This window comes from Agrococcus sp. SL85, assembly GCF_026625845.1.
Lineage (GTDB): Bacteria > Actinomycetota > Actinomycetes > Actinomycetales > Microbacteriaceae > Agrococcus.
The window spans coordinates 1,707,693-1,733,531 of record NZ_CP113066.1 but is presented as its reverse complement, the minus strand read 5'-3'; the positions used below and the strand labels follow the sequence as shown (position 1 = coordinate 1,733,531).

The window sequence follows — 25,839 nt, the reverse complement described above, 5'->3', positions numbered from 1 at the left end:
CCACCGCGGCCCCGGCCCGCCCGCGCATCGCCGCGGCGGGTCGGCGCTCGTCGCGGCACGCTCCCGACCGTGCGTCCAGCCTGCCGCCCTACGGTTGGGGGACACGCGGTGCCGATGCCGCGGAGGAGGCACGACCATGAGCGACCACCACGGGCAGCAGGACGGCCAGCACGAGGCGCCGTCGACCGGAGGCTACGGCGACGAGCGCGAGGCCGACGCCCTCACGGGCGGCCACGACGAGGAGGCAGGCGCCTCCGAGAACGTGCCGGAGTCGCAGGACGCCGACGCGCCCGAGCAGCCGCGCGGCGACTGAGGCGGCGCCGCAGCGCGCCGGGGCCCGACACGGGCAGCGGCGCGCCGCGGCCAATCACCGGCTGGGCTCGCCCTCGGCGATGCGCTCGAGCATCGCCACGTGCTCGGCCCAGCTCGCGCCGTCCCGCGGCGGCAGGTTCTCGTTGCCCTCCTGCATCCCGATCCGGGCATCGATGCCCTCGCGGAGGATGTCGGCGTGGCCCGCGTGGCGCGCGACCTCTGCGGTGAGGTGCACGAGCAGGCGGCCGAGGGTCGTGTCGGCCGCGTCGCCCCACCAGGGCACGTGCGCGGGCGCGTCGAGCGGCAGCGCCTGGATGGACGCCTCCGCGTGGTCCCGCACCCGGTCGTGGAGGTCGAGCACCCACGCGACCGATTCGTCGGCCGTCGCGAAGAGGTCGGCGTCCGGCTCGGACTCCGTCCAGGGCATGGGCTCGGGGAAGGGCCGCCCGAGGCACCGGCCCAGGTAGTCGGCCTCGACGCTCGCCACGTGCTTCACGAGCCCGAGCAGGTTCGTGCCCGTGGGCGTGCGCGGCCAGCGCAGCTCGCGCTCCGGCAGGCCCTCGAGCTTCCAGCGCAGCGCCTCGTGCTGGCGACGCAGGTAGCGGGCCAGGATGGGCTTGGGGTCGGCGTCGTCCATGGGCACGAGGGTGGCACAGGGGGCTGACGGGGTCTCGAGACGCGTGCGGCTGCGCCGCGCGCTCCTCGACCGACGGGGAACCGGCGGCCGCGCCGCGCGCTCCTCGACCGACGGGGCGCCGGCGGCTACCGCTCCTCGGCGAGCCCCAGCTCGATGAGCTCGGTGATGAGGTCGCCGTACTCGATCCCGGAGGCCTGCCACACGACCGGGAACATCGAGATGGCGGTGAAGCCCGGCATCGTGTTGATCTCGTTGAGCACGATGCCGTGCTCCGGCGAGACGAAGAAGTCGATGCGCGCGAGCCCCGAGCCCTCGATCGCCTCGAAGGCGCGGATCGCGGTCTCCTGGAGGGCCGCGATCGTCGCCTCGTCGAGGTCGGCCGGGCACTCCGTGCGGGCCGTCGGGAGGCCGCGGTACTTCGCGTCGAAGTCGTAGAACGTGCCCTCGTCGAGCACGATCTCGCCCGGCAGCGAGGCGCGCGGACGGTCGCCGTCGCGCCCGCCGAGGACGCCGACCTCCACCTCGCGGCCCGAGACGCCCGCCTCGACGAGCGCCCGCGAGTCCTCCGCGAGCGCGAGCGCCATGGCCCGGTCGAAGTCGAGCACCGAGTCGACGCGGCTGACGCCCACCGAGGAGCCCGCGCGCGCGGGCTTCACGAACACGGGGAACGGGAAGTCGCCCAGGCGCGCGCGCACGGCGTCGGCGTCGCGCGCCCACTCGCCGCGGGAGACCGTCATCCACGGCGCGACCTTGATGCCCACGTGCTCGAGCACGGCCTTGGCGAAGTGCTTGTCCATCGCGACCGCGCTCGCGAGGACGCCGTTGCCGACGTACGGGATGTCGACGAGGTCGAGCATGCCCTGCACCGTGCCGTCCTCGCCGAAGCGCCCGTGCAGGATGGGGAAGACGACGTCGACCTCGCCGAGCTCGCGCAGCGCGCCCGCCGCGTCGACGGCGGTGAGGGTGCGCGAATCGCTCGTCGTCGGCAGGAGCACGGCGTCGCCGCCCGTCACCTCGGGCGAGCGGTCGAGCGCGAGCGGCGCCGGGTCGTCGGCCTGCAGCACGAAGCGGCCGTCGCGCGCGATGCCGATGGGCACGACGTCGTAGCGGTCGCGGTCGATGTGCGCGAGCACGCTGCCCGCGGTCGCGCACGAGATCAGGTGCTCGCTGGAGCGGCCGCCGAACAGCAGGGCAACGCGGGTCTTCCGGGTCTCGCTCACGGTCATTCCTCGATCGGCTCGTCGTCGGTCGTCAGGTGGGGGGCGATGTCGCGCGGGTCCATGGCGCCGTCGAGCACGAGGCGCACCTGCTCGAGGATCGGCATGCGCACGCCGCGCTGCTCGGCGAGCTGCGCGACGGGCTCGACGGAGGCGAGCCCCTCGGCCGTCTGCTCCATGCGGGCGACGACGTCGGTGCGGGAGTAGCCCATGCCGAGCAGGCGCCCGGCGGTGAAGTTGCGCGAGAGCGTCGAGCCGCAGGTGGCGATGAGGTCGCCGAGGCCAGCGAGGCCGCGCATCGTCTCGCGCTCGGCGCCGAAGGCGACCGCGAAGTCGGTGACCTCGGAGAGCCCGCGCGTCATGATCGACGCCTTCGTGTTCTCGCCGTAGCCGACGCCGTCGACGATGCCGATCGCCACGGCCACGAGGTTCTTCAGCACGCCGCCGAACTCGGTGCCGACGACGTCGTTGTTGATGAACGAGTGGAAGTAGTCGTTGCGGGCACGGCGGGCGACCTCGCGCGCCGTCTCGGGGCTCGTCGACGACACGACGGCGGCGGTCGGCTGCTCCTGCGCGATCTCGAGCGCCAGGTTGGGGCCAGAGACCACGGCGATGCGGCCGGCGTCGATGCGCAGCTCCTCGGCGACCACCTCGCTCATCCGCAGCCGCGTGCCGGCCTCGACGCCCTTCATGAGCGAGACGACGGGCGCGTCCGGGGCGATGGCCGCGCCGTGCTCGCGCAGCAGCTGCCGCAGCTGCTGGCTGGGCACCGCCAGGTAGACCTGTGCCGCGCCGTCGAGCGCGCGGCGGATGTCGGAGGTCGCGTGCAGCGAGGCGGGCAGGTCGATGCCCGGCAGGTAGCGGGTGTTGCGGCGCGACTGGTCGATCTCGCGCGCGGCCTCCGCGCGGCGCGCCCAGAGGATCGTCTCGGCGCCGCCGTCGGCGAGCACCTTCGCGAACGTCGTGCCCCAGCTGCCGGCGCCGAGGACGGCGACGTCAGCCATCGAAGCGCCCCGTCTCGCTCTGCCCGCGCCGCGCCGGGTCCCAGCGCTCGGCGGGCGGCGCCTCGCCGCGCAGCTCGCCGAGGAGGCCCGCGATCCGGGCCATGACGACGTCGGTCGCGGCGGTCATCGACGCCGCATCCCGCTTGCCCGCGTACGCGGAGAGGTCGACGGGCGCGCCGAAGCGCACATCGATCGTCTTGCGCGGGAAGGGGCGGATGCCCTTGCCGTAGCGCGGCATGAGGTGCTGCGTGCCCCAGTGGGCGGCGGGGATGAGCGGCACGCCGGCCTCGAGCGCCATGCGCACGGCGCCCGTCTTGCCGCGCATGGGCCACAGCTGGGGGTCGCGCGTGAGCGAGCCCTCGGGGTAGATGATGACGCCCAGCCGGTCGGCCACCACCTGGCGCGCGGCGGCCATCGGCTCGCCGTGCGACGAGCGGCCCGCGCGCTCCACCGGGATCTGGCCCGCAGCCGTGAGGATGCGTCCGAGCACCGGCACCTTCCACAGGCTCGCCTTCGCCATGAAGCGCGGCACGCGGCCCGAGCGCCAGATCGCCACCGCCATGACGAGCGGGTCGATCTCGCTGTAGTGGTTGGGCGAGAGCACGAACGCGCCCGTCGCCGGGATGTGCTCGTGCCCCGTGATCCGCAGCTTCGCCATGCCCGAGATCGAGGGCACCACCACCGCCGCGAGGGCAGGGTAGATGCCGGACCGCTCCGGCTTCGGCGGCTTGCCGGGCAGCGCCATCAGCTCTCCACGTCGAAGTCCGCGCCGAGGGTCTCGAGCTTCTCGATGAATCGCTCGTACCCGCGCGCGATGATCCCCACGTTCGAGATGCGGCTCTCGCCCTCGGCCGTCAGCGCCGCCACGAGGTGGCTGAAGCCGCCGCGGAGGTCGGGCACCACGACGTCGGCGCCGTGCAGGTCGACGGGGCCGACGATGACGGCGGAGTGCTGGTAGTTGCGCGCGCCGAAGCGGCACGCGTGGCTGCCGAGGCAGTCGGTGTGGATCTGGATCTTCGCGCCCATCTCGACGAGCGCCTCCGTGAAGCCGAAGCGCTGCTCGTAGACCGTCTCGTGCACGATCGAGACGCCGTTGGCCTTCGCGAGCGCCACGACGAGCGGCTGCTGCCAGTCGGTCATGAAGCCGGGGTGCACGTCGGTCTCGACGTTGACGGGCTTGAGGTCGCCGCCGGGGTGCCAGAAGCGGATGCCGTCGTCCTCGATCTCGAACGCGCCGCCGGCCTTCCGGTACACGTTGAGGAAGGTCGTCATCTCGGGCTGGCGTGCGCCCTCGAGGAACACGTCGCCGCCGGTGGCGAGCGCGGCGCACGCCCAGGAGGCGGCCTCGTTGCGGTCGAAGAGCGCCGTGTGCTTGTAGCCCACGAGCCTGTCGACGCCCTCGATGCGGATGGTGCGGTCGGTGTCGACCTGGATCTCGGCGCCCATCTTCTGCAGGATCGCGATGAGGTCCATGATCTCGGGCTCGACGGCGGCGCCCGTGAGCTCGGTGCGGCCCTTGGCGCGCACGGCGCCGAGCAGCACCTGCTCGGTGGCCCCGACCGAGGGGTACGGCAGGTGGATCTTCGCGCCGTGCAGGCCGTCGGGGGCCGACATGCGGATGCCCGAGGGCAGCTTCTCGACGACCGCGCCGAAGTTGCGCAGCACCTCGAGGTGGTAGTCGATCGGCCGGTCGCCGATGTGGCAGCCGCCGAGGTCGGGGATGAAGGCCTCGCCCAGCTGGTGCAGCAGCGGGCCGCAGAAGAGGATCGGGATGCGGCTCGAGCCCGCGTGCGCGTTGATCGAGGTCTCGTGGGCCGTGCGCACGTTCGAGGGGTCGAAGCGCAGCGTGTCGCCGTCGCGCTCCACCGTGACGCCGTGGAGCTCGAGCAGGCCCTGCACGACGCGCACGTCGCTGATCTGCGGCACGCTGCGCAGCTCGCTCGGGGAGTCGGCGAGCAGCGCCGCGACCATCGCCTTCGTGACGAGGTTCTTCGCGCCCTTCATCTGGATGCGGCCCTGCAGGGGCTTCCCGCCGCGCACGACGATCGTGTCGACGTCCATGCCGACGGCCGCCCCGGCGTTCCGGGAGAACTCGGTCAGGTTCACTTCGCTCCTCGCTGCACCGGCTGCGTCTGCGGCAGCCAGCTCGGTCGCTGCGCCTCGAACGCGGCGATCGCGTCCTCGTCGCGGAGGGTCAGCGCGATGTCGTCGAGCCCCTCCAGCAGGCGCCAGCGAGTGTAGTCGTCGATCTGGAAGCCGTGGGCGACGCCGCCCGCGGTGGCCGTGCGGGCCTCCAGGTCGACCGTGATCCCGGCGCCCGGCTCGGCGCGCGCGACGGCCCAGAGGGCCTCCATCGCGTCCTCGGAGATCTGCCCGACGAGCAGGCCCTGCTTGCCGGCGTTGCCGCGGAAGATCTCGCCGAAGCGCGGGCCGAGCACGGCGGTGATGCCGAAGTCGCGCAGCGCCCACACGGCGTGCTCGCGGCTCGAGCCGGTGCCGAAGTCGTGGCCGACGACGAGGATGCCGCCCTGCCGGTAGGGCTCCTGGTTCAGCACGAACGAGGGGTCCTGCCGCCACGAGTGGAAGAGCGCGTCGTCGTAGCCCGTCTTCGTGACGCGCTTCAGGAACACCGCGGGGATGATCTGGTCGGTGTCGACGTTCGAGCGCTCGAGCGGGATGAGCGGCCCGGTCAGGGTGCTGATCTTCTCCATGGTCAGGCGTCCTCTCCGGCCGCGAAGGCGGCGAGCTCGGTGTCGTGCGCGAGGTCCCACGGGCTCGAGAGCGTGCCGCGGATCGCGGTCGCGGCCGCGACGAGCGGCGAGACCAGGTGGGTGCGGCCGCCCTTGCCCTGGCGGCCCTCGAAGTTGCGGTTCGACGTGGAGGCGCAGCGCTCCCCCGGCGCGAGCTGGTCGGGGTTCATGCCGAGGCACATCGAGCAGCCCGCGAAGCGCCACTCGGCGCCGAAGTCGGTGAACACCTTGTCGAGGCCCGCGGCCTCCGCCTCGAGCCGCACGCGCGCGGAGCCGGGCACGACGAGCACGCGCACGCCCTCCGCCTTCGTGCGGCCGCGGAGGATGTCGGCGGCGGCCGTGAGGTCCTCCATGCGCGAGTTCGTGCACGAGCCGATGAACACCGTGTCGACCGGGATCGACTTCAGCGGCGTGCCGGGCGCGAGGTCCATGTACTCGAGCGCGCGCTCGGCGGCGGCGCGGTCGGTGGGGTCGGCGAACGACGCAGGGTCGGGCACGGCCGCCGAGAGCGAGGCACCCTGGCCGGGGTTCGTGCCCCAGGTGACGAAGGGCTCGAGCTCGGAGGCGTCGATGACGACCTCGGCGTCGAAGACGGCGTCGTCGTCGGTCGGGAGCGTCCGCCAGTACTCGACCGCGGCGTCCCAGTCGGCCCCCTTCGGGGCGTGCGGCTTGTCCTTGACGTAGGCGAAGGTCGTCTCGTCGGGCGCGACCATGCCGGCGCGGGCGCCCGCCTCGATCGACATGTTGCAGATCGTCATGCGGCCCTCGATCGAGAGGGCGCGGATGGCGCTGCCGCGGTACTCGAAGACGTAGCCGGCGCCGCCGCCCGTGCCGATCCTGGCGATGACGGCGAGGATGATGTCCTTCGCCGTGACGCCCGGGCGCAGCTCGCCCTCGACCGTGATCGCCATCGTCTTGAAGGGCTTCAGCGGCAGCGTCTGCGTGGCCATGACGTGCTCGACCTCGCTCGTGCCGATGCCGAAGGCCATCGCGCCGAACGCGCCGTGCGTGGAGGTGTGGGAGTCGCCGCACACGACGGTGACGCCCGGGAGCGTGAGGCCCAGCTGCGGGCCCACGAGGTGCACGATGCCCTGCTCGGCGTCGCCGAGCGAGTGGATGCGCACGCCGAACTCCTCGGCGTTGGCGCGCAGCGTCTCGATCTGCTTCCGGCTCGTCGGATCCTGGATGGGCTTGTCGATGTCGAGCGTCGGGGTGTTGTGGTCCTCGGTCGCCACCGTGAGGTCGACGCGGCGCAGCGGGCGGCCGGCCTGGCGGAGGCCGTCGAAGGCCTGCGGGCTCGTCACCTCGTGCACGAGGTGGAGGTCGATGTAGATGAGGTCGGGGGCGCCGTCCTCGCCCTTGACGACGACGTGGTCGTCCCACACCTTCTCTGCCAGCGTCCGTCCCATCAGCCCTCTCCCACGCTCGACGCGCCGCTCCGCGGCCGTCTCGCCATACTACGCGCGGGCCCATCGCGGCATTCCCGCACGACGCCGCCGAGCGCGCCGTACGATGCACCCAGCATCGAGCGAGGAGACCCCGATGGCAGCTGCCGGCGGCACCCAGTACAACGAGCGACCGGGCGTGCGCCTGCTGGGCTCGCTCATCTTCTCCAGCCGCTGGCTGCAGGCCCCGATCTACGGCGGGCTCGTCATCGCGCAGCTCGTCTACGCGGTCGTCTTCCTCATCGACCTGTGGCACCTCATCGCCCACGACGTCGTCGGCGCCATCGCCGAGGAGGGGCAGGTCGAGCAGGCGATCATCATGCTCGGCGTGCTCGGCCTCATCGACGTCGTCATGATCGCGAACCTGCTCATCATGGTCGTCGTCGGCGGCTACGAGACCTTCGTCTCGAAGATCGACCTGCGCCGCCACCCCGACGAGCCGGAGTGGCTGAGCCACGTCAACGCGAACGTGCTGAAGGTGAAGCTCGCGATGGCGATCATCGGCATCTCCTCCATCCACCTGCTGCAGTCGTTCATCGAGGTCGCGGAGATGGGGCGCGAGGAGCCGGGGATCGCGCCGGACATCACGGGCGACGGCCACGTCGTGACGGCCGAGGGCGTCATGTGGCAGTGCATCATCCACGGCCTCTTCATCCTCTCGGCGATCGGCCTCGCGCTCATCGACCGCATGCAGGTGTCGGCCGACGTCGTCGCGAAGCAGGCGGGGCACGACCGCCACGCGCACGACTTCGACGGCGACGAGGACGACGAGCCCGTGGCGGGGCGGCGGATGCCGGCGACGGATCGCGCGTGAGCGTCCGCGCCGCGGAGGTGCTCGGCCCGGACGGCACGGCGGTCCGAGGCGTGCCGGCGGAGCGCCTGCGGGACGAGGCCGCCGCCCGGGGCGGGGTGGCATGGGTCGACCTCGTCGATCCCGCCGACGACGAGCTCGCCGCGCTCGCGGCGGCGCTCGACCTCCACCCGCTGCTCGTCGAGGACATCGCGAAGCGCGGCCAGCGCACGAAGCTCGAGCCCTACGGGCAGGTGCGCTACCTCGTGCTGCATCGGCCCGACGACGACGGGGCGCCGCACGAGGTGCACGTCGTCGCGGGCCCCGACTGGGTCGTGACCGCCACGTGGGGCGACCCCGGGTGGATCGACGCCGTGCGCGCCCGCGCCGCGGGCGACGGCGCGCGGGCGACGCTGCCGATCTCGCCCGGCGCGATCGTCCACGCGGTGCTCGACGCCGTGGGCGACGCGGTGCTCGAGCGCGCGCAGGCGCTGCAGGACGAGGCCGACGGGCTCGAGGACCGGTCGCTCGGCAGCGCCCCGCCCGACGTCGACGAGGCCTACCGGTCCCTGCGCCGTGTCGCGCGGCTCACGAGGATCGCCGAGCCCCTCGGCGACGTCGTCGCGCGGCTCGCCGCGGAGGCCCCGTCCGACGGCACGGAGCTCCGCAGGCACCTGCGCGACGTGGCGGACCACCTGGAGCGGGCCGCCAACCGCCTCGAGGCGCAGCACGCGCTGCTGCAGGGCGTGCTGCAGCTGCAGGCCGCGCGGATCGCGCAGCGCCAGAACGAGCACATGGAGGCGCTCGCCGAGCGCTCCTTCGTCCAGGGCGAGCAGGTGAAGCGCGTGTCGAGCTGGGCCGCGATCCTCTTCGCGCCCACGCTCGTCGCGGGCATCTACGGCATGAACTTCGACCGCATGCCCGAGCTGCGGTGGCCGCTCGGCTACCCCCTGGCGCTCCTCGCGATGCTCGTGCTCTCCGGCGGCCTCTACCTCGCGTTCAAGCGCAAGCACTGGCTGTAGTCGCGGCCCGACGACGCGGGCCCCGCCCGGATGCTCCGGTGCGGGGCCCTCGCGACGCGTCCTGCGCGGCGGCTCAGCCGAGGATGTCGCCGAGCCAGCTGCCCTTCGAGCGGCGGCGCTGGTCGTAGCGCGGGTCGTACCGCTGGTCGTAGCGCGGATCCTGGCGGCGGTCGCCCTGGGCGCGCTTCTGCACCTCGTTCAGCAGCTTGTCGGCGACGGCGCCGAGGCCGCCGGACGCGCCCGCCTGCGCGGGGCGCTGGTCCCACTGCTGCTGGCCCTGCCCGTACGCCGGCTGCTGCCCGTAGGGCTGCTGCTGCCCCTGCCCGTAGGGCTGCTGCTCGCCGTAGGGCTGCTGCTGGCCGTAGGCGGGCGCCTGCGGCGCGCCCTGCTGCCATCCCTGCGGCGCCGGCTGCTCGGCCGCGCGCTCGAGCAGCTTGTCGAACTCGCCGCGGTCGAGCCAGATGCCTCGGCACTGCGGGCAGTAGTCGATCTCGATGCCGCTGCGCTCGCTCATCGTGAGGGTGGTGCCGTCGGTGGGGCACTGCATGGTGGGCTCCTCTCGTGGGGTCCGCCCACCATCCAACCGAGGGAGCCTCTGCGGCTCCTATGCGCGTGCCGACGGCGGAGCGACGCCCGGACGCGACGAAGCCCCCGCCCGGAAGGGCGGGGGCTTCGATCAGGTGACCCCAGCGGGATTCGAACCCGCGTTACCGGCGTGAGAGGCCAGCGTACTAGGCCGCTATACGATGGGGCCTTGCCGCTTCCCTGCGGAAGCAACCTGGATAGTGTGCCACACGATCCGAGCGAGCGCCAAATCGAGCGCGCAGCCGCTCCTCGAGCGGCCGCCGAGGCGCGCGTCCGGCGCCCCTCACACGGGCCGCAGCACCTGCAGGGCGCCTGGCATCGTGCTGCAGCGGATGGGCAGGCGGCCCACGACCTCGCCGTCCGCGCACACCGAGACGGGCTCGTCGCAGTCGAGCTCGACGACCTCGCAGTCGACGGTCGTGACGCGCGGATCCTCCTGATGCGTGCCGCGCATCGCCTTGCCGAGCAGCCGCAGGAACGCGGGCAGCCGCAGCTCGTCGGCGAGCACGGCCGTCAGCAGCCCGTCGCGCATCGACGCGCTCGCCGCGAGCGGGATGCCGCCGCCGAGCGTGCGGTTGTTCGCGACCGCGGCGATGGCCGTGCGCCAGGTGCGCTCCGCTCCCCCGTCGATGCGGACGCGGAAGGTGCGGTGCCGCAGGCGCACGAGCGTGGCGAGGATCGCCGCCTCGTAGCGCACGCTGCTCGGCACGCGCCGCATCCGGAGGGAGCGCACCGTGACGTCGCTGTCGAAGCCGACGGAGACGATGCCCGCCGCGAGCGCCACGCCGTCGGGATGCTCGATGCGCACGAGGTCGACGCGCTCCGGTGCGGCCGCGAGCGTCGCCGGCATGCGGTCGAGCGCGTCCTGCGCGTCGCGGACGCCGAGCGCGGCGGCGAAGTCGTTGCCGGAGCCCGCGGGCACCACGAGCATCGGCTTCGACGTGCCGCCCACGACGTTGACGCCCAGGTGCACCATGCCGTCGCCGCCCACGACGACGAGCACGTCGGCGCGGATCATCGCGAAGCGCGTCTGCTCGAGCTGCGCGGCGTAGCCCGAGGCGGCGATGTGGACGACCTCGTGGCCGAGGGCGCGGATCCGGGCCTCCACGACCGCCCCCACGCCGCCGGACCGCCCGAACCGGGCGGCCGGGTTGGAGGCCACCACGACGAGCACGAGCACACCCTATGCGCGCCCCGACCCGCACATGTGCAGGAGATCGTCGTGCTGCGCGCGCCAGAACGACCGTTCCCTGCACATGTGCGGGAGGAGGGGCGGGCGTAGGGTGGCGCCATGCGCGTCACCAAGCACGCCCACGCCTGCCTCGTCCTCGAGGACGAGGGGCAGCGGCTCGTCATCGATCCCGGCAACCAGACGGGGCCGCTCGCGCCCACGGGCGTCGTCGCGGTCGTCATCACGCACGAGCACCCCGACCACTGGGATGCCGAGCACCTGCGCGCGCTGCGCGAGACGAACCCGGGCGTGCCGATCTTCGGCCCGGAGGGCGTCGCCGCCGCCGCCGAGGGCTTCGACGTGCGCGCGGTCGCGGCCGGCGAGCGCGTGACCGCCGGGCCGTTCCGCCTGCGCTTCTTCGGCGGCGAGCACGCCGTGATCCACGAGTCGATCCCCGTGGTCGACAACCTGGGCGTGCTCGTGAACGAGGCCGTGTACTACCCCGGCGACTCCTACGCGGTGCCCGACGTCACCCCCGCGCTGCTCGCCGCCCCGGCCGGCGGCCCGTGGCTGAAGATCGGCGAGGCGATGGACTTCGTGCTGCGGGTCGCGCCGCGCGCGACGATCCCGACCCACGAGGCCCCGATCAGCGCGATGGGCCTCGCGATCGCCAACGCGCGCATCGAGTGGGCCGTGCAGCAGGGCGGCGGCACGCACCATCCGCTGACCGCGGGCGAATCGATCGAGCTCTGAGCCGGCGCGCCGAGGCGCGCGCGTGATCGACGCGCTCCCGCTCGCCGTCCTGTGCGTCGCGCTGCTCGTCGCGACGCTCTCGCAGCGCGTCGCGGGCATGGGCTTCGGCCTCGTCATGGGCCCGACCGCCGCGCTGCTCGTGGGTCCGATCGCGGCCGTCGTGCTCGTGAACGTCATGGCGATCGTCGCGTGCGGCCTGATCCTGCCGCGCGTCTGGCGCGACATCGACTGGCGCAGGCTCGCGTGGATCGGCATCCCGGCCGCCGCGCTCAGCATCGCGGGCCTGCTGCTCGCGCGCGTCGTCAGCGCCGACCTGCTGCGCATCGCCGTCGGGGCGGTCGCGATCCTCGGCGTCGTGCTCGCGACCCTCTTCGTGCGCACCGAGCACCGGCTCGACAGGCCCGTCACCCGCGTGGCCTCCGGCGGCCTCATCGGCCTCCTCAACGCCGCCGTCGGCGTCGGCGCGCCCGCCGTCGGCGTGTACCAGATCGTCTCCCGCTGGGAGCCGCGCTCGTTCGCCGCCACCATGCAGGCGTTCTGGCCGATCGTGAGCATCGCGACGCTCCTCGAGCGCCAGCTGCTCGTGCCCGACGGCTGGCCGGAGTGGCCGTGGTGGGGCTGGCTCGCAGGCGTCGTCGCGACCGCCGCCGGCACGCTCATCGCCGAGCCGATCGCGCGGCGGATCCCCCCGCGCGCCGTGCGGATCGCGATCGTCGTCCTCTCGATCCTCGGCGGCGCGGCCGTCATCGTCGCCGGCGTCGTCGGCCTCGCGGGCTGAGCGGGGCGGCCGGGACCGCCTCCGCGGCGGCGCCCGCACCCGAGCCTCAGCGCTCGGCGACCCGCACGGCGCGCAGCACGACGTCGTGCACGTGGTGCGCGCTGCGCGCGCCGGACGGCCTCGGCCGCGTCTCGCGGACCTCCACACGCCACCCCGCGTCGGCCTCGATCGCCGCGGCGATCTCGTCGACGCCGACGAACGCGAGCGGGTCGAAGGCGCGGGTGCCCTCGGCCGGGTCGAGCGGCTCCTGCACGACCGCGAGGTCGTGGGCGACGACGAGCAACGTGCCGCCGGGGGCCACGGCGCCGAGGAGGTTCGCGAGGCCGCGGCCGTCGGGCGAGCGGCGGAACGAGCCGTACTGCAGCGACACGAGATCGAAGGCCTCTCGCTCGTAGGCGTCCGGCGCGGTCGCGTCGACCCGCAGCAGCTCGACCTCGAGGCCCCGCCTCGCCGCCTCGGCGCCGGCGCGCTCGAGCGCCCTGCCGGAGACGTCGGTCGCGGTCACGCGCCAGCCGCGCTCGGCGAGCCACAGCGCGTCTGCGCCCTCGCCTGCGCCCACGTCGAGCGCGCGGCCGGGCGCGAGGCCCTCGACCTCGGCGACGAGCGTGCCGTTGGGGTTGCCGCTCCACACGCGGTCCTCGCCCGCGTAGCGCGCATCCCACTCCGCCTCGACGGCGTCGGGGCGGGCGGCGGCGGCGATGTCGTCGGCCGCGAGGCTGAAGGCGACGTGCGCGCCCACCATGCTGCCGCTCGCGGCGGCGTGCAGCACCTGCTGGCCGGGGTCGACGACGTTGCCGGCGGCGAAGACGCCATCGGCCGCCGTGCGACCGGTCGCATCGGCCGCGAGCACCTCGCCCATGCCGCTCGCGTGCGCCGAGGCCTCGAGCCCGAGCGGGGCGAGCGCCTCGACGCGCGGGCGGAAGCGCGAGCCTGTGAGCACCGCGTCGGCCGACAGCGCGGTGCCGTCGGCGAGCTCGACCGAGAGGTCGCCGCCCGCGTCGGCGACGCGACGGACGGTGCCCGCGAGCACCGGCACGCCCGAGGCGACGAGCGCCTCGACCGCCGCCGGATCGGCGGCGACGCCGTCGTGCAGCACGACGACCAGGTGCGGCGTGAGGTGGCGCAGCAGCTGCGCGGCGTGGAGTCCGGGGGCGCCGCGACGACCTGCACGACGCGGCGGTCGCGCACCTCGTGGCCGTGGCAGAACGGGCAGTGGATGACCTCGCGGCCCCAGCGCTCGGCGAGGCCCTCGATCGCGGGCAGGCTCGTCGACGAGGCCCGTCGCGACGACGACCCTGCGGGCGAGCAGCGCGCCGCCGCCCGTGAGCTCGACGCGCAGCAGCGGGCCCTCCCGCCGCACCGCGACGACGCGGCCGTCGAGCACCTCCGCGCCGTAGCCGCGCACCTCCTCGCGCCCGATCGCCCGCAGATCCGCCGGCGCGGCGCCCTCGCGCCCGAGGTAGCCGTGCATGTGCGCGGCGGGGGCGTTCCGCGGCGTGCCGTCGTCGACGACGACGACCGAGCGGCGCTGGCGCACGAGCTGCAGCGCCGCCGCGAGGCCCGCGGCCGAGCCGCCGACGACGGCGACGTCGACGCGCCGCTCGACCGGCGGCGGGCCGCCGTGCGCACGCTCGTGGGCGTGGTCGGTCGCGTGGTCGGGGCCGGGGTCGCCGTGCGTCGAGGTCATGGCCCGAGCCTACGAGCGCCTGGCGGATCCAGGAAGAGCTCTTGCAGGATCCGCAAGGCGACGGCAGGATGGACGCGTGGCCGACAGCAGCGCGATCGAGCGGATGGCGCGCACGCGCCTCCGGAGCGTGCGGACGACGCTCGGCTACTCGCTCGACGAGCTCGCGGCCCGCACGAACCTCAGCGCCTCCACCATCAGCCGCGTCGAGACCGGGCGGCGCGCGCTCAGCCTCGACGTGCTCGTGCCGCTCGCGGAGGCGCTGCAGCTGAGCCTCGACGCGCTCTTCGAGACCGAGGGCGACGACGACGTCGTCATCCGCCCCGTCCAGCACCGCGACGGCGCGCGCACCACCTGGCAGCTCAGCCGCGTCGACGGGCGCACCGCCGCCATGAAGGTGCGGCTCGAGCCGGAGGCGATGCCCGCGCCGCGCGTGCATCCCGGCTACGACTGGTTCCTCGTGCTCGAGGGCCGGGTGCGGCTGCAGCTGGGCGAGCGCGAGATCGACGTGGCCGCGGGAGAGGCCGCGGAGTTCTCGACGATGACGCCGCACGCCATGCGGGCGGTCGACGGGCCCGCCGAGCTCGTCATGCTCTTCGACCGCGACGGCCAGCGCGCCCACGTGCATCGCTGAGCGGTCGCCGGCCGCCGGTCGCCGCGGGCATCGCTCAGCGCGCGGCCGACGCCGCGCAGCAGCTCGCGCTCAGGACTCCTGCTCGAGCGACGCGATGTGGGCGACGGCGTCGCCCGCGTGCACGATCGGGGCGCGCGTGAGGCCCACGACGATGCCGTCGCGGTCGGCGCGCACGATGCGCCCGCCCGTTCCGAAGGCATCGGCGACGCGGCCGATCCGCGCACCGGACTCCACCTGGTCGCCGAGCTCGACCTCGAGGTGCAGGATGCCGGAGCCGCGGGCGCGCACCCAGCCGCTCTGGCGGCACGCGACGGGCGGCTCGGCCTCGTCGGCGTCCTCGGCGTCGAGCATGTCGAGCGCGGCGAGCACGCGCATGACGCCGGCGACGCCGACGGCGATCGGCTCCGGCTCGAAGCGCAGCGCCTCCCCCGCCTCGTAGAGCAACGCGATCGCGCCGGCCTCGCGCGCCGCCTGGCGCAGCGAGCCGTCGCGCAGCCGCGCGTGCAGCATCACGGGCGCACCGAAGGCCTCCGCGAGCCTGCGGGTCTCGGGGTCGTCGAGGTCGGCGCGGATCTGCGGCAGGTTGTCGCGGCGGTCGGAGCCCGTGTGCAGGTCGATGCCGACGTCGCACTTCGCGACCACCTCGGTCATGAGCAGGTGGGCGATGCGGCTCGCGAGCGAGCCGCGCGCCGAGCCCGGGAAGGAGCGGTTGAGGTCGCGCCGGTCGGGCAGGTAGCGGTCGCCCGTCATGAAGCCGAGCACGTTGACGACGGGCACCGCCACGAGCGTGCCGCGCAGGGTCTTCGGCGAGACGGCCGCGAGCACCTGCCGGATCACCTCGACGCCGACGACCTCGTCGCCGTGGACGGCCGCGTCGATCCACACCGTCGGGCCGTCCTCGCGGCCGTGGACCACCCGCACGGGCAGCGTGATGTCGCCACCGGTGACGAGCCGGGCGACCTCGAGCTCGACGTGCTGCGAGCGCCCGGCGCGCACCCGCACCGAGCCGATCGCGAACGACTCACGCACCGCCGCGCCCCCGGTTCCGCAGGCGCACGGCGCGGGGCGGCCGCCCGCCTCGGTACGAGGCCGAGGAGTCGACGAGGAAGCCGCGGCGCAGCGCCTCGCGGCCGATGAGCATCCGGAAGCCCATCTCGTCGCGGCGCGTGAGCGTCACCTCGGTCTCGATCGTGCGGCCGAGCAGGGCGATCTCGAGCAGCACGACGATGCGCTCCTGCTCGTGGCCGGTGGAGGAGCGCACGACGCGCCGGTCGTGCACGGGCCGCTCGACGACGACCGCGTCGGCGTCGGAGCGCTGCCACGGATGCACCGAGAAGCGCACCCAGGCCTCGCCGTCGCGCTCGAGCTCCTCGAGGCCGAAGGCGTGCAGCGCGCTCGTGCGCGCGCCGGTGTCGAGCTTGGCCTTGACGTGGTCGATGCCGGTGCCGGGCAGGGCGACCCACTCGCGCCAGCCCGCCGCTGCAGGGGTGCTTGGATGGTCGGTGCCCATAGGCCCATCCAACCAGGAAGGCAGGTGCGCCCCATGAGGCTCGCCATCCTCTCCCGCGCGCCGCGCGCCTACAGCACCCGTCGCCTCCGCGCCGCCGCCGTCGCGCGCGGCCACGACGTGAAGGTGCTCAACACGCTGCGCTTCGCGATCGACCTCTCGGGCGACGCCCCCGACCTGCAGTTCCGCGGCCGCCAGCTGCGCGACTACGACGCGGTGCTACCGCGCATCGGCAACTCCATCACCTACTTCGGCACCGCCGTCGTGCGGCAGTTCGAGCAGATGGACGTCTACACGCCCAACACGGCCAACGGCATCGCGAACTCGCGCGACAAGCTGCGCGCCACGCAGATCCTCGCCCGCCACGACATCGGCATGCCGGCCACGACCTTCGTGCGCGACCGCGCCGACGTGATCCCCGCCATCGAGCGCGTCGGCGGCGCGCCCGTCGTGCTGAAGCTGCTCGAGGGCACCCAGGGCATCGGCGTCATCCTCGCCCCCACGATCAAGGTCGCGGAGGCGATCATCGAGACGCTGCAGTCGACGCGCCAGCAGGTGCTCATCCAGCGCTTCGTGCAGGAGTCGAAGGGCCGCGACATCCGCGCGCTCGTCGTGGGCGACCGCGTCGTCGCCGCGATGCGCCGGAGCGCCCAGGGCGACGAGTTCCGCTCGAACGTGCACCGCGGCGGCAGCGTCGAGGCCGTCACGCTCGACCCCGAGTACGAGCGCGTCGCCGTGCGCTCGGCGCAGATCATGGGCCTCAAGGTCGCGGGCGTCGACATGCTCGAGGGCAACGACGGGCCGCTCGTCATGGAGGTCAACTCCTCCCCCGGCCTCGAGGGCATCGAGACCGCCACGAACCTCGACGTCGCCGGCGCGATCATCGACCACATCGCGGCCCAGGTCGCGTTCCCCGAGATCGACGTGCGGGAGCGCCTCAGCGTCTCGACGGGCTTCGGCGTCGCCGAGCTCGTCGTGCACGGGGACGCCGACCTCGTCGGCAGCACCGTGCGCGAGTCGGGCCTGTGGGACCGCGACATCACCGTGCTCACGCTGCACCGCGGCACGACGGTGATCCCGAACCCGAAGGGCCGCGAGGTGCTGCACGCCGAGGACCGACTGCTGTGCTTCGGCCGCCTCGAGGAGATGCGCTCGATGATCCCCGACCGGCCGAAGCGCCGCGCGCGGGTGAAGAAGCTGCCGAAGCAGCCGCTGCAGGAGGACTGAGGCGCGCCCTCCCCTCCTGCTTCGCAGGCTCAGCGCCGAGCGGACGCGAGAGTCCCGCCTGCTCGGCCCTGAGCCTGCGATGCGGGATCGAGCGAGGCCGCGCCCGCTCTTCGCCGGTCGAGGAGGCCGCGTCTGCAGGGCGCTGCCGTCACGAGGCCCCGCCGGCGAGCTGGGTCTCGTGACGCGAGCGGCTCCGCCGCGCGCTCGTCGACCTGCGGCCGTCAGTCGACGCGGGCGGTCGGGACGGCGCCGGTGCCGATCGACTCGAAGGCGTGCGGGCGGCGATGCTTCGCCTGCACGGCGACGAGGGCGCCGACGACCGCCGCGACGACGAGGAGCCCCGGGAGCGCGAACGTGAGGAAGCCGGTCTCCGCCTCGCCCAGCAGCAGGTTCCAGTTGGCGAGCGTCAGCACGGTCACGGTCGCGAAGAAGGCCGCGGCGATCGTCGGCGCGACGATCCGGGTCCACGCCCCGGCACCCCGCCGGTCCCGCGCGAAGAAGCCGATCACGGCGATCGAGACGACCGCCATGAGCACGATGAGGCCGAGCGCGCCGAGGTTCGTGAGCCACGTGAAGAGCGTCAGCACCGGGTAGAGCGGGCCGAGCTCGCTCCCGGCGCCCGCGATCGCGAAGGCCACGACGACGACCGCGGCGAGCGCCGTCTGCGCGATCGAGCCGAGCGCGGGCGCGCCGCGGCGGTTCACGCGGCCGAACGCGGGCAGCAGCATGTGCTCGCGCCCGAGCGCGAAGGCGTAGCGGGCGACGGCGTGGTGGAACGAGATGAGCGCGGCGAGGAGGCTCGAGAGGAAGAGCACCTGCGCGAGGTCGGCGACGATGGGGCCGACCCGCTCCCCCAGCTGCACGAACAGCAGGTCGGGGCCGTTCGCCTGCGCCGCCGCGACCGCGGCGCTCGGACCGGAGCCGATGAGCATCGCCCACGCGCTGAAGGCGTAGAAGGCGCCGATGACGATGACGGCGGCGAAGGTCGCGCGCGGCACCGTGCGCACCGGGTCGCGCGCCTCCTCCGTGTAGATCGCGCCCGACTCGAAGCCCATGAACGCCGCGATGCCCATGACGAGCACCACGCCGATGCCGGGCGCGAAGAGGTCGGCCGGCGCGAAGCCCGCCGCCGAGACGCCCTCGGGAGCGGCCGCGAGCGAGACGAGGTCGTAGACGAGCACCGCCGCGAACTCCAGCGCCACGAGGACGCCCACGACCTTCACCGAGACGTCGACGCGGTGGACGCCGAGCACGGCGATGAGCGCGATCGTCACGAGCACGAACACCCACCAGGGCACCTCGACGCCCAGCTTCGCCGCGACGAAGCTCGAGGCGGTGAACCCGAGCATGCCGTAGATGCCGATCTGCATCGCGTTGTAGGCGACGAGCGCCGTCCAGGCGCCCGCGACCCCGGCCTCCGGGCCCAGGCCCCGCGCGATGTAGGCGTAGAAGGCGCCGGCGTTGCGGATGTGGCGGCTCATGGCCACGTAGCCGACGGCATAGACGAGGAGGCCGCCGGCGAGCAGCAGCATGCCGAGCGGCACGCCCGTCAGCCCCGAGACGGCGTAGTTCGTCGTCACGCCGCCCGCGACGACCGTGAGGGGCGCGGAGGCGGCGATGATCATGAGCACGATGGCGGGCACGCCGAGGCCGGCGCCGCCCGCGCCGAGCCGCACGGCGCCCTCCCCGGGCGCGGCGCTCGCGGAGGTCGGGGTCGCGGGGGTGGGGGTCGCGGATGCGGTCGCCATGGTCAGCTCCTTCGCCGGCACGGTGCGGGGTCGCGGCGATCCTGACGCCGCGGCGGTTGCCCGGGGCCGTCGGGCACTTGACGGAGCGCGCACGATCGACCGGGCGCGCGCCTCGCGCGCGCGCCGCGCGCGGCTATGCTGACCGGCACAAGGGGGCAGCGTGCGATCGACCTTCGACTTCCCTCCGCTCGACGGCGAGCCGATCGGCATCGCGGAGTGGCGGCGCCAGGTGGCGGTGAACTTCGTGCCGCTCGACATCCATCCGCTCTCCGACGAGCCCTTCGAGGGGCGGATCGCCCGCACCGACGTGGGCGCGGTCTCGGTGTTCCGCATCGAGCACACCGCCAGCATCGTCGCCCGCACGCCCAAGCTCGTGCAGCGGGGCTCGAGCGACCTCGTGAAGGTGAGCCTGCAGCTCTCGGGCGACGAGGTGATCGAGCAGGACGGCAGGGTGGCGCTGCTGCACCCGGGCGACATCGCCATCTACGACACCTCGCGGCCCTACACGCTGCGCTTCGACGGCTCCTCGAGCCTGCTGGTCATCACCTTCCCGCACGGCTACCTCGACCTGCCGCGCGAGGAGCTCGCCGCCGTCACCGCCACCGCGTTCCCGCTCGAGTCGCCGCTCGGCCGCGTCGTGAACCCCTTCCTCGCCGGGCTCGCCGGCAGCCTCGAGGAGCTGCCGGGGTCCAACGGCCAGCGGCTCGCGCGCACGGCGCTCGACCTGCTCATGACGCTCGTCTCGGCCGAGCTGCAGCAGGGCGTCCAGCAGGACCCGAAGCGGCAGCTGCTGCACGAGATGCTCGGCACGATCGACCGGATGCTCGGCGACCCCGACCTCTCGCCCGCGCAGATCGCCAAGGCCCACTTCATCTCCACCCGGCACCTGCACGCGGTCTTCGCCGAGCGCGGCATCACCGTCGCCGGGTGGATCCGCGAGCGCCGCCTCGAGCACATCCGCCGCGACCTCGCGGACGCCACGCTCCACGAGCAGACGATCGCCGCGATCGCCGCCCGCTGGGGCCTCGTGAACCCCGCGCACTTCTCGCGGCTGTTCCGCGCGACCTTCGAGCAGAGCCCGAGCGAGTACCGGCAGGCGACGATGCTCGAGCCGGAGCATGCGGAGCCGCGCGCGCTGGCGACGGCAAGCGGCCTGCGCTGAGTCGCAAGACACCTCCCGCGGGCGCACCTAGCGTGAGGGTCACGCTCGACGAGGAGACCCCATGCCCGATGCCACGCACACCCACGGCGCCCGCGACTCGCACCTGATCGAGGCCGCCCATCCGCTCGACGCGCTGACCCCGGGCGAGATCGCCCGGGTGCGGGCGGCGCTCGAGGCGGCGGGCGCGCTGCGCGACGACACCCGCTTCCCGATGCAGCTGCTGCTCGACGCGCCCAAGGCGGCGCTCGCTTCCTGGACGCCGGGCGCACCGCTCGGCCGGCGGGTGCTCTCGACGCTGCTCGACACCGGCTCCGGGCTCGTGCGGGAGGCGGTGGTGGCGCTCGGCGCCGACGCCGCCGAGGACCGCGTGGAGGCGATCGACGCGCTGCCCACGGGCGAGGCTCCCTATGGGCAGCCGCAGTACCTCTTCGAGGAGTACGAGCTCGTCGACGAGATCGTGAAGGCCGACGCGGGCTGGCGCGCCGCGATGGCCGCCCGCGGCCTCGACCACATGGACCGGGCGCTCGTCGTGCCGCTCGCGCCGGGGCAGTTCGGCGAGGCGGACGAGGTGGGCCGCCGCATGATGCGCTCGCTCACCTTCCTGCCGCCGCACGAGGGCGACAACCCGTGGTCGTTCCCCGTGGAGGGCCTCGTGCTGCTCGTCGACGTGACGGGGCGGAAGGTCGAGAAGCTCGTCGACGAGCGGCAGGTGCCGCTGCCCGACATCGACGGCAACTACGACGATGCCTCCGTCGGCGCGCGCCGCACGAGCCTCAAGCCCATCGAGATCACGATGCCCGAGGGGCCGAGCTTCAGCGTCGACGGCAGCCACGTGACGTGGGAGCAGTGGCGGTTCCGCGTGGGCTTCTCGATGCGCGAGGGGCTCGTGCTGCACCAGCTGGGCTGGCAGGACGGCGAGGAGCTGCGCAGCGTCATCCACCGCGCGAGCGTGCCCGAGATGGTCGTGCCCTACGGGGACACGAGCGAGACCCGCCGCTGGATCAGCTACTTCGACGCCGGCGAGTACCACCTGGGCAAGAACGCCAACTCGCTCGCGCTCGGCTGCGACTGCCTCGGCGCCATCCACTACTTCGACGCGCACCTGGCCGGCGACACGGGCGAGGCGTTCACGATCCCGCGCGCGATCTGCATGCACGAGGAGGACTACGGCATCCTCTGGAAGCACCGCGAGCTCGACGGCGAGACCACGCACGGGCGGCGCTCGCGGCGGCTCGTGATCTCGTACTTCGCGACGGTCGGCAACTACGACTACGGCTTCTTCTGGTACCTCTACCTCGACGGCTCGATCCAGTTCGAGGCGAAGGCCACCGGCATCGTCTTCTGCGGTGCCGACCACCCCGGCACCGAGCAGCGGCATGCCACCGAGATCGCCTCCGGGCTCTTCGCGCCCGTGCACCAGCACATCTTCTGCGCGCGCCTCGACATGGACGTCGACGGCACCGACAACTACGTCGACCAGGTCGACCTCGTGCGCATCCCGATGGGGCCCGAGAACCCGTGGGGCAACGCCTTCGGCCACCGGCGCGACCGGGTGACGGAGGCCGGATCCCGGCTCGGCGACGGCGCGCTCGGCCGCACCTGGCACATCGGCTCGGCGACGCGCAGGAACGGGCTCGGGAAGCCGACGGAGTACCAGCTGATCCCCGAGGCGCGGGCGACGCTCATGGCCGATCCCGCGTCGAGCGTGCACGCGCGCGGCACCTTCGCGACGCAGCACCTGTGGGTGACGGCGCAGCGCGACGACGAGACCTTCCCCGCCGGGCGCTATCCCAACCAGCACGCGGGCGGCGACGGCGTGCCCGCCTACGTCGCCGCGGGCGGCGAGGTCGACGGCGGCGACCTCGTCGTCTGGCACGCGTTCGGGCTCACGCACATCCCGCGCCCCGAGGACTGGCCGATCATGCCCGTCGACTACTCGGGCTTCTGGCTGAAGCCCGTGGGCTTCCTCGACCGCAACCCCGCGCTCGACGTGCCGGAGGCCGGCCGCTCGGGCGATGGCGGCGGCTGCGGCTGCGAGGGCGGCAGCTGCGGCTGCGGCGGCCACGCGCACGGCGAGGCCGCCGACGGCCACGACGGCCACCACGGCGCCGACGGGGAGGACCACGTCGCGATCCGCTGACGCCGCTCCCCTCACCTGCTGGTCGAGGAGGCCGCGCCCGCAGGGCGCTGCCGTCACGAGACCCCGTCCCCGATCCGGGTCTCGTGACGCGCGCGGCTGCGCCGCGCGCTCCTCGACCGACGGAGCGACGACGAGGGGCCCCGCGCAGCGCGCGGGGCCCCTCGTCGTCAGCGATCAGCCGTGGATCACCTGCGGCACCGCCACGGCCTTCAGGCCCTCCACTCCGAACTCGAGGCCGAAGCCCGAGCCCTTCACGCCGCCGAACGGCGCCATCGGGTGGATCGTGCCGTGCGAGTTGATCCACACGGACCCCGCCTGGATGCGCGCGGCGACCTCGCGGGCCCTGGCCGGATCCGACGACCACACGCTCGCGCCGAGCCCTGCGTCGCCGCGGTTGGCCCGCTCGATCGCGTCGTCGACGTCGGAGAAGCGCAGGATCGGCAGCGCCGGCCCGAACTGCTCCTCGGCCACGAGGCCCGCGTCGTCCGCGAGCCCGTCCACGAGCGTCGCCGGGTAGAACCAGCCCTTCGCGTCGCGGTCGGGGTCGCCGCCGAGCAGCACGCGCCCGCCCGCGGCCCTGGCCTCCTCGACGAGGCGGTCGACGATGCCGAACTGCTGCTCGGTCGTGAGCGGACCGAGCACGTTGGCCTCGTCGGTGCCGGAGCCCATCGGCATCGCTCCCGCGACGGCGACGAGCTCGCGCACGACGTCGTCGTAGACGTCCTCGTGCACGTAGAGGCGCTTCAGCGCCGCGCAGGTCTGGCCCGTGTTGATGAAGGCGCCCCAGAAGAGGCCCTCGGCGATCGCCTTCGCGTCGACGTCGGGCAGCACGATGCCGGGGTCGTTGCCGCCGAGCTCGAGCGTGAGGCGCGTGAGGTTGTCGGCGGAGGCGCGCATGATCGCCTGGCCGGTGCGGGCGGAGCCGGTGAACATGATCTTGCCGAAGGCGGGGTGCGCGGTGAGCGCCGAGCCGAGGTCGCGATCGCCCGCGAGCACCGTGAGGAGCCCCTCGGGCAGGTGGCGGTTCACGAGCAGCGCCGTGGCGAGCACGCTGAGCGGCGTGTGCTCGCTGGGCTTCATGACCACGGCGTTGCCCATGCGGAGGGCCGGCGCGAACTGCCAGGTGGCGATCATCGCGGGCCAGTTCCAGGGGCCGATGGCGCCGACGAGGCCGATGGGCCGGTAGTAGACGGTGGCCTTCGCCTGGCCGTCGTCGACGACGACCTCCGGCGCGAGCTCCGTGGCGATCGTGGCGCGCAGCCAGGCGACGACCGCGCCTGCCTCGAAGCGGGCGCCGGGGCCGCTGAGCGGCTTGCCCTGCTCGCGCGCGATGAGCCTGCGCGAGCGCCTCGGCGCTGGCCTCCACCTCGTCCGCCGCAGCCGTGAGCGCGGCGCGGCGCTCGCCGTCGGACAGCGCCGCCCATGCGGGCTGCGCGCCGCGGGCCGCGGCGATCGCGCGCTCCAGGTCCTCCGGGGTCGAGGCGGGCGCGTGGGCGAAGACCTCGCCCGTCGCCGGATCGATCACCGGGATGCCGTCGTCGGCGCCGACCGCGCCGAGCAGGGACTCGTAGGTCTCCATGGGTTCCTCGCTCTCCATCGAAGGGGGACGCGCTCATCCTCCGCCGACGGCGGCGGCCGGGCCACGCGAGGGGCGCACGCCGCTTGCCGACGCGCGCACGACGAGGGGCCCGGCGCAGCGCACCGGGCCCCTCGTCGTGGAGCGAGGTCAGCGGGTGCCGACGGGCTCCTCGGTGCGTCCGGGCACGTAGTCGGCCCACTTGCCGGAGCGCTCGAACTCGATGTCGAGCGGGATCTCCTTGCGCTCGCGCAGCAGCAGCGTCGCGACGAGCGAGATGAGCACGAGGCCGAAGAGGTAGGCGACGACGGCCCAGGTCGTGCCGAAGGACTGCAGCAGCGCCTGCGCGATCGTCGGGGCGAACGCGCCGCCCACGATGGCGCCGATCGCGTAGGCGATCGAGACGCCCGAGAACCGCACCGAGGCCGGGAAGGTCTCGGCGTACCAGGCCGACTGCGGGCCGTAGGAGAAGCCGAGGCCGAGCGCGAGCAGGGCGCAGCCGAGGAACACGCCGCCGACGCCCGACTGCACGAGCGGGAACAGCGGGAAGACCGAGATGCCGAGGATCACCCACGAGATGAGGAAGGTGCGCTTGCGGCCGATGCGGTCGCTCAGCCAGCCCGCGAACAGCGTCGACGCGAACCACACGACCGAGGCGCCGAGCACCGCGAGCTGCACCTGCACGGGGTCGTAGCCGAGCCCGCCCTGGTCGGTGGGGCGCGAGGCCATGCCCTGGATGAAGCCGCCCGTCGTCATGTAGCCGATGCCGTTGTTCGCGGCGAAGGTGAGGGCGGCGAGCACGACGAGGCCGCCGTAGACCTTGAAGACGTTCTTGACCGGGGCGGTCTGCTCGGCCTTGGCCTCCGCGATCTCCTCGAAGACCGGCGACTCCTGCACGGTGCGGCGCACGACGAAGCCGACGACGATGAGCACGACCGAGACGAGGAAGGGGATGCGCCAGCCCCACTCGAGGAAGGCGTCGCCGGGGGCGACGGCGCGCATGAGCGCGAGCATCGCCGAGGCGAGGATGAGGCCGAGCGGCACGCCCAGGCCTGCGGGGCCGAGCCGAAGAGGCCGCGGCGCGCGGCGGGCGCGTGCTCGACGGCCATGAGCGCTGCGCCGCCCCACTCGCCGCCGGCCGAGAGGCCCTGCACGATGCGGAGCGTCACGAGCGCGACGACGGCGAACCAGCCGGCGTTCTCGTAGGTGGGCAGGAGACCGATGAGGGTCGTGGCGAGGCCCATGCCGAGCAGCGTGATGACGAGCATCGGGCGGCGGCCGATCTTGTCGCCGAAGTGGCCGGCGAGGAAGGCGCCGAGCGGGCGGAAGAGGAACGACAGGCCGATCGTCAGCAGCGAGAGCAGCAGGCTGACGTCGCCCGCGGGGGCGAAGAAGAGGATCTGGAAGACCGTCGACGCCGCGAGCGCGTAGATGAAGAAGTCGTACCACTCGATGGTGGTGCCGATGATCGTGGCGGCCACGACCTTCCGTCGCTCGGCCGGCGTGGAGTGGGGGCTGCTGTGCGGATGCGTCGTTGCGGACACGCTGACTCCTTCGTCAGATGCTGGGGGTCCGGCTCGGGACCGGATGTGCTGGAACGTATACGATCCTTGCGAGCGCCGTCAACCCGGCGGATGCGCCCGGCTCGTCCGGCCCGAGGCCGCGACCGCCGCTTGACAGGCTGGTCGACAGATCGT

General features: G+C 73.9%; 21 protein-coding genes, 1 tRNA gene and 3 pseudogenes. 9 read left to right on the top strand and 16 right to left on the bottom strand.

Going from position 1 to position 25,839, the window contains the following annotated elements; all coding sequences use genetic code 11:
• Window positions 1-136: 136 nt before the first annotated feature.
• The gene (locus tag OVA14_RS08575) at window positions 137-313 is read left to right on the top strand and encodes a hypothetical protein (protein ID WP_267503496.1); all 177 of its coding nucleotides are present in this window, start codon (window positions 137-139) and stop codon (window positions 311-313) included.
• A gap of 54 nt (window positions 314-367) precedes the next feature.
• On the opposite strand, the gene OVA14_RS08570 is transcribed toward OVA14_RS08575, so the two are convergent.
• The 7 genes and pseudogenes from OVA14_RS08570 to leuC all read right to left on the bottom strand — a co-directional run bounded on the left by OVA14_RS08570 (window position 368) and on the right by leuC (window position 7,329).
• Window positions 368-949 carry a DinB family protein gene (locus tag OVA14_RS08570; protein ID WP_267503495.1) on the bottom strand — a complete coding sequence of 194 codons (582 nt, stop codon included), beginning with the start codon at window positions 947-949 and terminating at the stop codon, window positions 368-370.
• A gap of 125 nt (window positions 950-1,074) precedes the next feature.
• Window positions 1,075-2,169, bottom strand: coding sequence for a D-alanine--D-alanine ligase family protein (locus tag OVA14_RS08565; RefSeq protein WP_420710572.1), 1,095 nt, complete (start codon window positions 2,167-2,169; stop codon window positions 1,075-1,077).
• A pseudogene (locus tag OVA14_RS08560) lies at window positions 2,066-3,170 on the bottom strand (NAD(P)H-dependent glycerol-3-phosphate dehydrogenase); the annotation flags it as partial. The gene OVA14_RS08565 and the pseudogene OVA14_RS08560, both read right to left, overlap by 104 nt.
• Window positions 3,163-3,915 (bottom strand): lysophospholipid acyltransferase family protein, encoded by a 753-nt coding sequence (locus OVA14_RS08555; RefSeq protein WP_267503492.1) that lies wholly within the window; start codon window positions 3,913-3,915, stop codon window positions 3,163-3,165. The gene OVA14_RS08555 and the pseudogene OVA14_RS08560, both read right to left, overlap by 8 nt.
• Complete coding sequence (gene murA / locus OVA14_RS08550) at window positions 3,915-5,231, bottom strand: UDP-N-acetylglucosamine 1-carboxyvinyltransferase (RefSeq protein WP_267505538.1); 1,317 nt, start codon at window positions 5,229-5,231, stop codon at window positions 3,915-3,917. Before murA ends, OVA14_RS08555 begins: the two co-directional genes overlap by 1 nt.
• 41 nt (window positions 5,232-5,272) lie before the next feature.
• Window positions 5,273-5,881: a 3-isopropylmalate dehydratase small subunit gene (gene leuD, locus OVA14_RS08545; protein WP_267503491.1), complete on the bottom strand. Its 609-nt coding sequence runs from the start codon at window positions 5,879-5,881 to the stop codon at window positions 5,273-5,275.
• Between the two features lie 2 nt (window positions 5,882-5,883).
• Window positions 5,884-7,329: a 3-isopropylmalate dehydratase large subunit gene (gene leuC / locus OVA14_RS08540; RefSeq protein ID WP_267503490.1), complete on the bottom strand. Its 1,446-nt coding sequence runs from the start codon at window positions 7,327-7,329 to the stop codon at window positions 5,884-5,886.
• A 133-nt stretch (window positions 7,330-7,462) separates the two neighbouring features.
• On the opposite strand from leuC, the gene OVA14_RS08535 reads away from it, so the two are divergent.
• Together OVA14_RS08535 and OVA14_RS08530 are read left to right on the top strand one after the other, a co-directional pair.
• Window positions 7,463-8,179, top strand: a complete 717-nt coding sequence (locus tag OVA14_RS08535; RefSeq protein WP_267503489.1) for a TIGR00645 family protein — start codon at window positions 7,463-7,465, stop codon at window positions 8,177-8,179.
• Window positions 8,176-9,177 (top strand): CorA family divalent cation transporter, encoded by a 1,002-nt coding sequence (locus OVA14_RS08530; RefSeq protein WP_267503488.1) that lies wholly within the window; start codon window positions 8,176-8,178, stop codon window positions 9,175-9,177. The genes OVA14_RS08535 and OVA14_RS08530 overlap by 4 nt, the downstream gene beginning before the upstream one ends.
• 73 nt (window positions 9,178-9,250) lie before the next feature.
• On the opposite strand, the gene OVA14_RS08525 is transcribed toward OVA14_RS08530, so the two are convergent.
• The 3 genes from OVA14_RS08525 to OVA14_RS08515 form a co-directional block, all read right to left on the bottom strand.
• Window positions 9,251-9,724, bottom strand: coding sequence for a zf-TFIIB domain-containing protein (locus tag OVA14_RS08525; RefSeq protein WP_267503487.1), 474 nt, complete (start codon window positions 9,722-9,724; stop codon window positions 9,251-9,253).
• 134 nt (window positions 9,725-9,858) lie between these two features.
• Window positions 9,859-9,931: transfer RNA gene (locus OVA14_RS08520), tRNA-Glu, on the bottom strand.
• Window positions 9,932-10,045: 114 nt separating this feature from the next.
• The gene (locus tag OVA14_RS08515; RefSeq protein ID WP_267503486.1) at window positions 10,046-10,936 is read right to left on the bottom strand and encodes a diacylglycerol/lipid kinase family protein; all 891 of its coding nucleotides are present in this window, start codon (window positions 10,934-10,936) and stop codon (window positions 10,046-10,048) included.
• Between the two features lie 117 nt (window positions 10,937-11,053).
• Between OVA14_RS08515 and OVA14_RS08510 the strand changes: the two genes are divergently transcribed.
• Together OVA14_RS08510 and OVA14_RS08505 are read left to right on the top strand one after the other, a co-directional pair.
• On the top strand, window positions 11,054-11,686 hold the full coding sequence (locus OVA14_RS08510; protein WP_267503485.1) for an MBL fold metallo-hydrolase: 633 nt from the start codon (window positions 11,054-11,056) through the stop codon (window positions 11,684-11,686).
• Between the two features lie 22 nt (window positions 11,687-11,708).
• On the top strand, window positions 11,709-12,464 hold the full coding sequence (locus tag OVA14_RS08505) for a sulfite exporter TauE/SafE family protein (protein ID WP_267503484.1): 756 nt from the start codon (window positions 11,709-11,711) through the stop codon (window positions 12,462-12,464).
• A gap of 46 nt (window positions 12,465-12,510) precedes the next feature.
• On the opposite strand, the gene OVA14_RS08500 is transcribed toward OVA14_RS08505, so the two are convergent.
• Window positions 12,511-14,151, bottom strand: a complete 1,641-nt coding sequence (locus OVA14_RS08500) for an FAD-dependent oxidoreductase (protein ID WP_267503483.1) — start codon at window positions 14,149-14,151, stop codon at window positions 12,511-12,513.
• A gap of 76 nt (window positions 14,152-14,227) precedes the next feature.
• Between OVA14_RS08500 and OVA14_RS08495 the strand changes: the two genes are divergently transcribed.
• Window positions 14,228-14,782: a helix-turn-helix domain-containing protein gene (locus tag OVA14_RS08495; RefSeq protein WP_267503482.1), complete on the top strand. Its 555-nt coding sequence runs from the start codon at window positions 14,228-14,230 to the stop codon at window positions 14,780-14,782.
• Between the two features lie 69 nt (window positions 14,783-14,851).
• On the opposite strand, the gene OVA14_RS08490 is transcribed toward OVA14_RS08495, so the two are convergent.
• Both OVA14_RS08490 and OVA14_RS08485 read right to left on the bottom strand, forming a co-directional pair.
• Window positions 14,852-15,811 carry a succinylglutamate desuccinylase/aspartoacylase family protein gene (locus OVA14_RS08490; protein WP_267503481.1) on the bottom strand — a complete coding sequence of 320 codons (960 nt, stop codon included), beginning with the start codon at window positions 15,809-15,811 and terminating at the stop codon, window positions 14,852-14,854.
• Window positions 15,804-16,292, bottom strand: a complete 489-nt coding sequence (locus OVA14_RS08485; RefSeq protein WP_267503480.1) for an ATP-dependent zinc protease — start codon at window positions 16,290-16,292, stop codon at window positions 15,804-15,806. Before OVA14_RS08485 ends, OVA14_RS08490 begins: the two co-directional genes overlap by 8 nt.
• 33 nt (window positions 16,293-16,325) lie before the next feature.
• On the opposite strand from OVA14_RS08485, the gene OVA14_RS08480 reads away from it, so the two are divergent.
• Window positions 16,326-17,516, top strand: coding sequence for a RimK family alpha-L-glutamate ligase (locus OVA14_RS08480; RefSeq protein ID WP_267503479.1), 1,191 nt, complete (start codon window positions 16,326-16,328; stop codon window positions 17,514-17,516).
• A 221-nt stretch (window positions 17,517-17,737) separates the two neighbouring features.
• Here the strand turns inward: OVA14_RS08480 and OVA14_RS08475 are convergent, their stop codons facing one another.
• Complete coding sequence (locus OVA14_RS08475) at window positions 17,738-19,264, bottom strand: APC family permease (RefSeq protein ID WP_267503478.1); 1,527 nt, start codon at window positions 19,262-19,264, stop codon at window positions 17,738-17,740.
• 160 nt (window positions 19,265-19,424) lie between these two features.
• On the opposite strand from OVA14_RS08475, the gene OVA14_RS08470 reads away from it, so the two are divergent.
• Window positions 19,425-20,426: a helix-turn-helix domain-containing protein gene (locus OVA14_RS08470; protein WP_267503477.1), complete on the top strand. Its 1,002-nt coding sequence runs from the start codon at window positions 19,425-19,427 to the stop codon at window positions 20,424-20,426.
• 61 nt (window positions 20,427-20,487) lie between these two features.
• Window positions 20,488-22,566: a primary-amine oxidase gene (locus OVA14_RS08465; RefSeq protein WP_267503476.1), complete on the top strand. Its 2,079-nt coding sequence runs from the start codon at window positions 20,488-20,490 to the stop codon at window positions 22,564-22,566.
• A gap of 174 nt (window positions 22,567-22,740) precedes the next feature.
• Here OVA14_RS08465 and OVA14_RS08460 read toward each other — a convergent pair.
• Together OVA14_RS08460 and OVA14_RS08455 are read right to left on the bottom strand one after the other, a co-directional pair.
• Window positions 22,741-24,145, bottom strand: a pseudogene (locus tag OVA14_RS08460) (aldehyde dehydrogenase family protein).
• Between the two features lie 147 nt (window positions 24,146-24,292).
• Window positions 24,293-25,686 (bottom strand): annotated as a pseudogene (locus OVA14_RS08455) (MFS transporter).
• Between the last annotated feature and the right edge of the window lie 153 nt (window positions 25,687-25,839).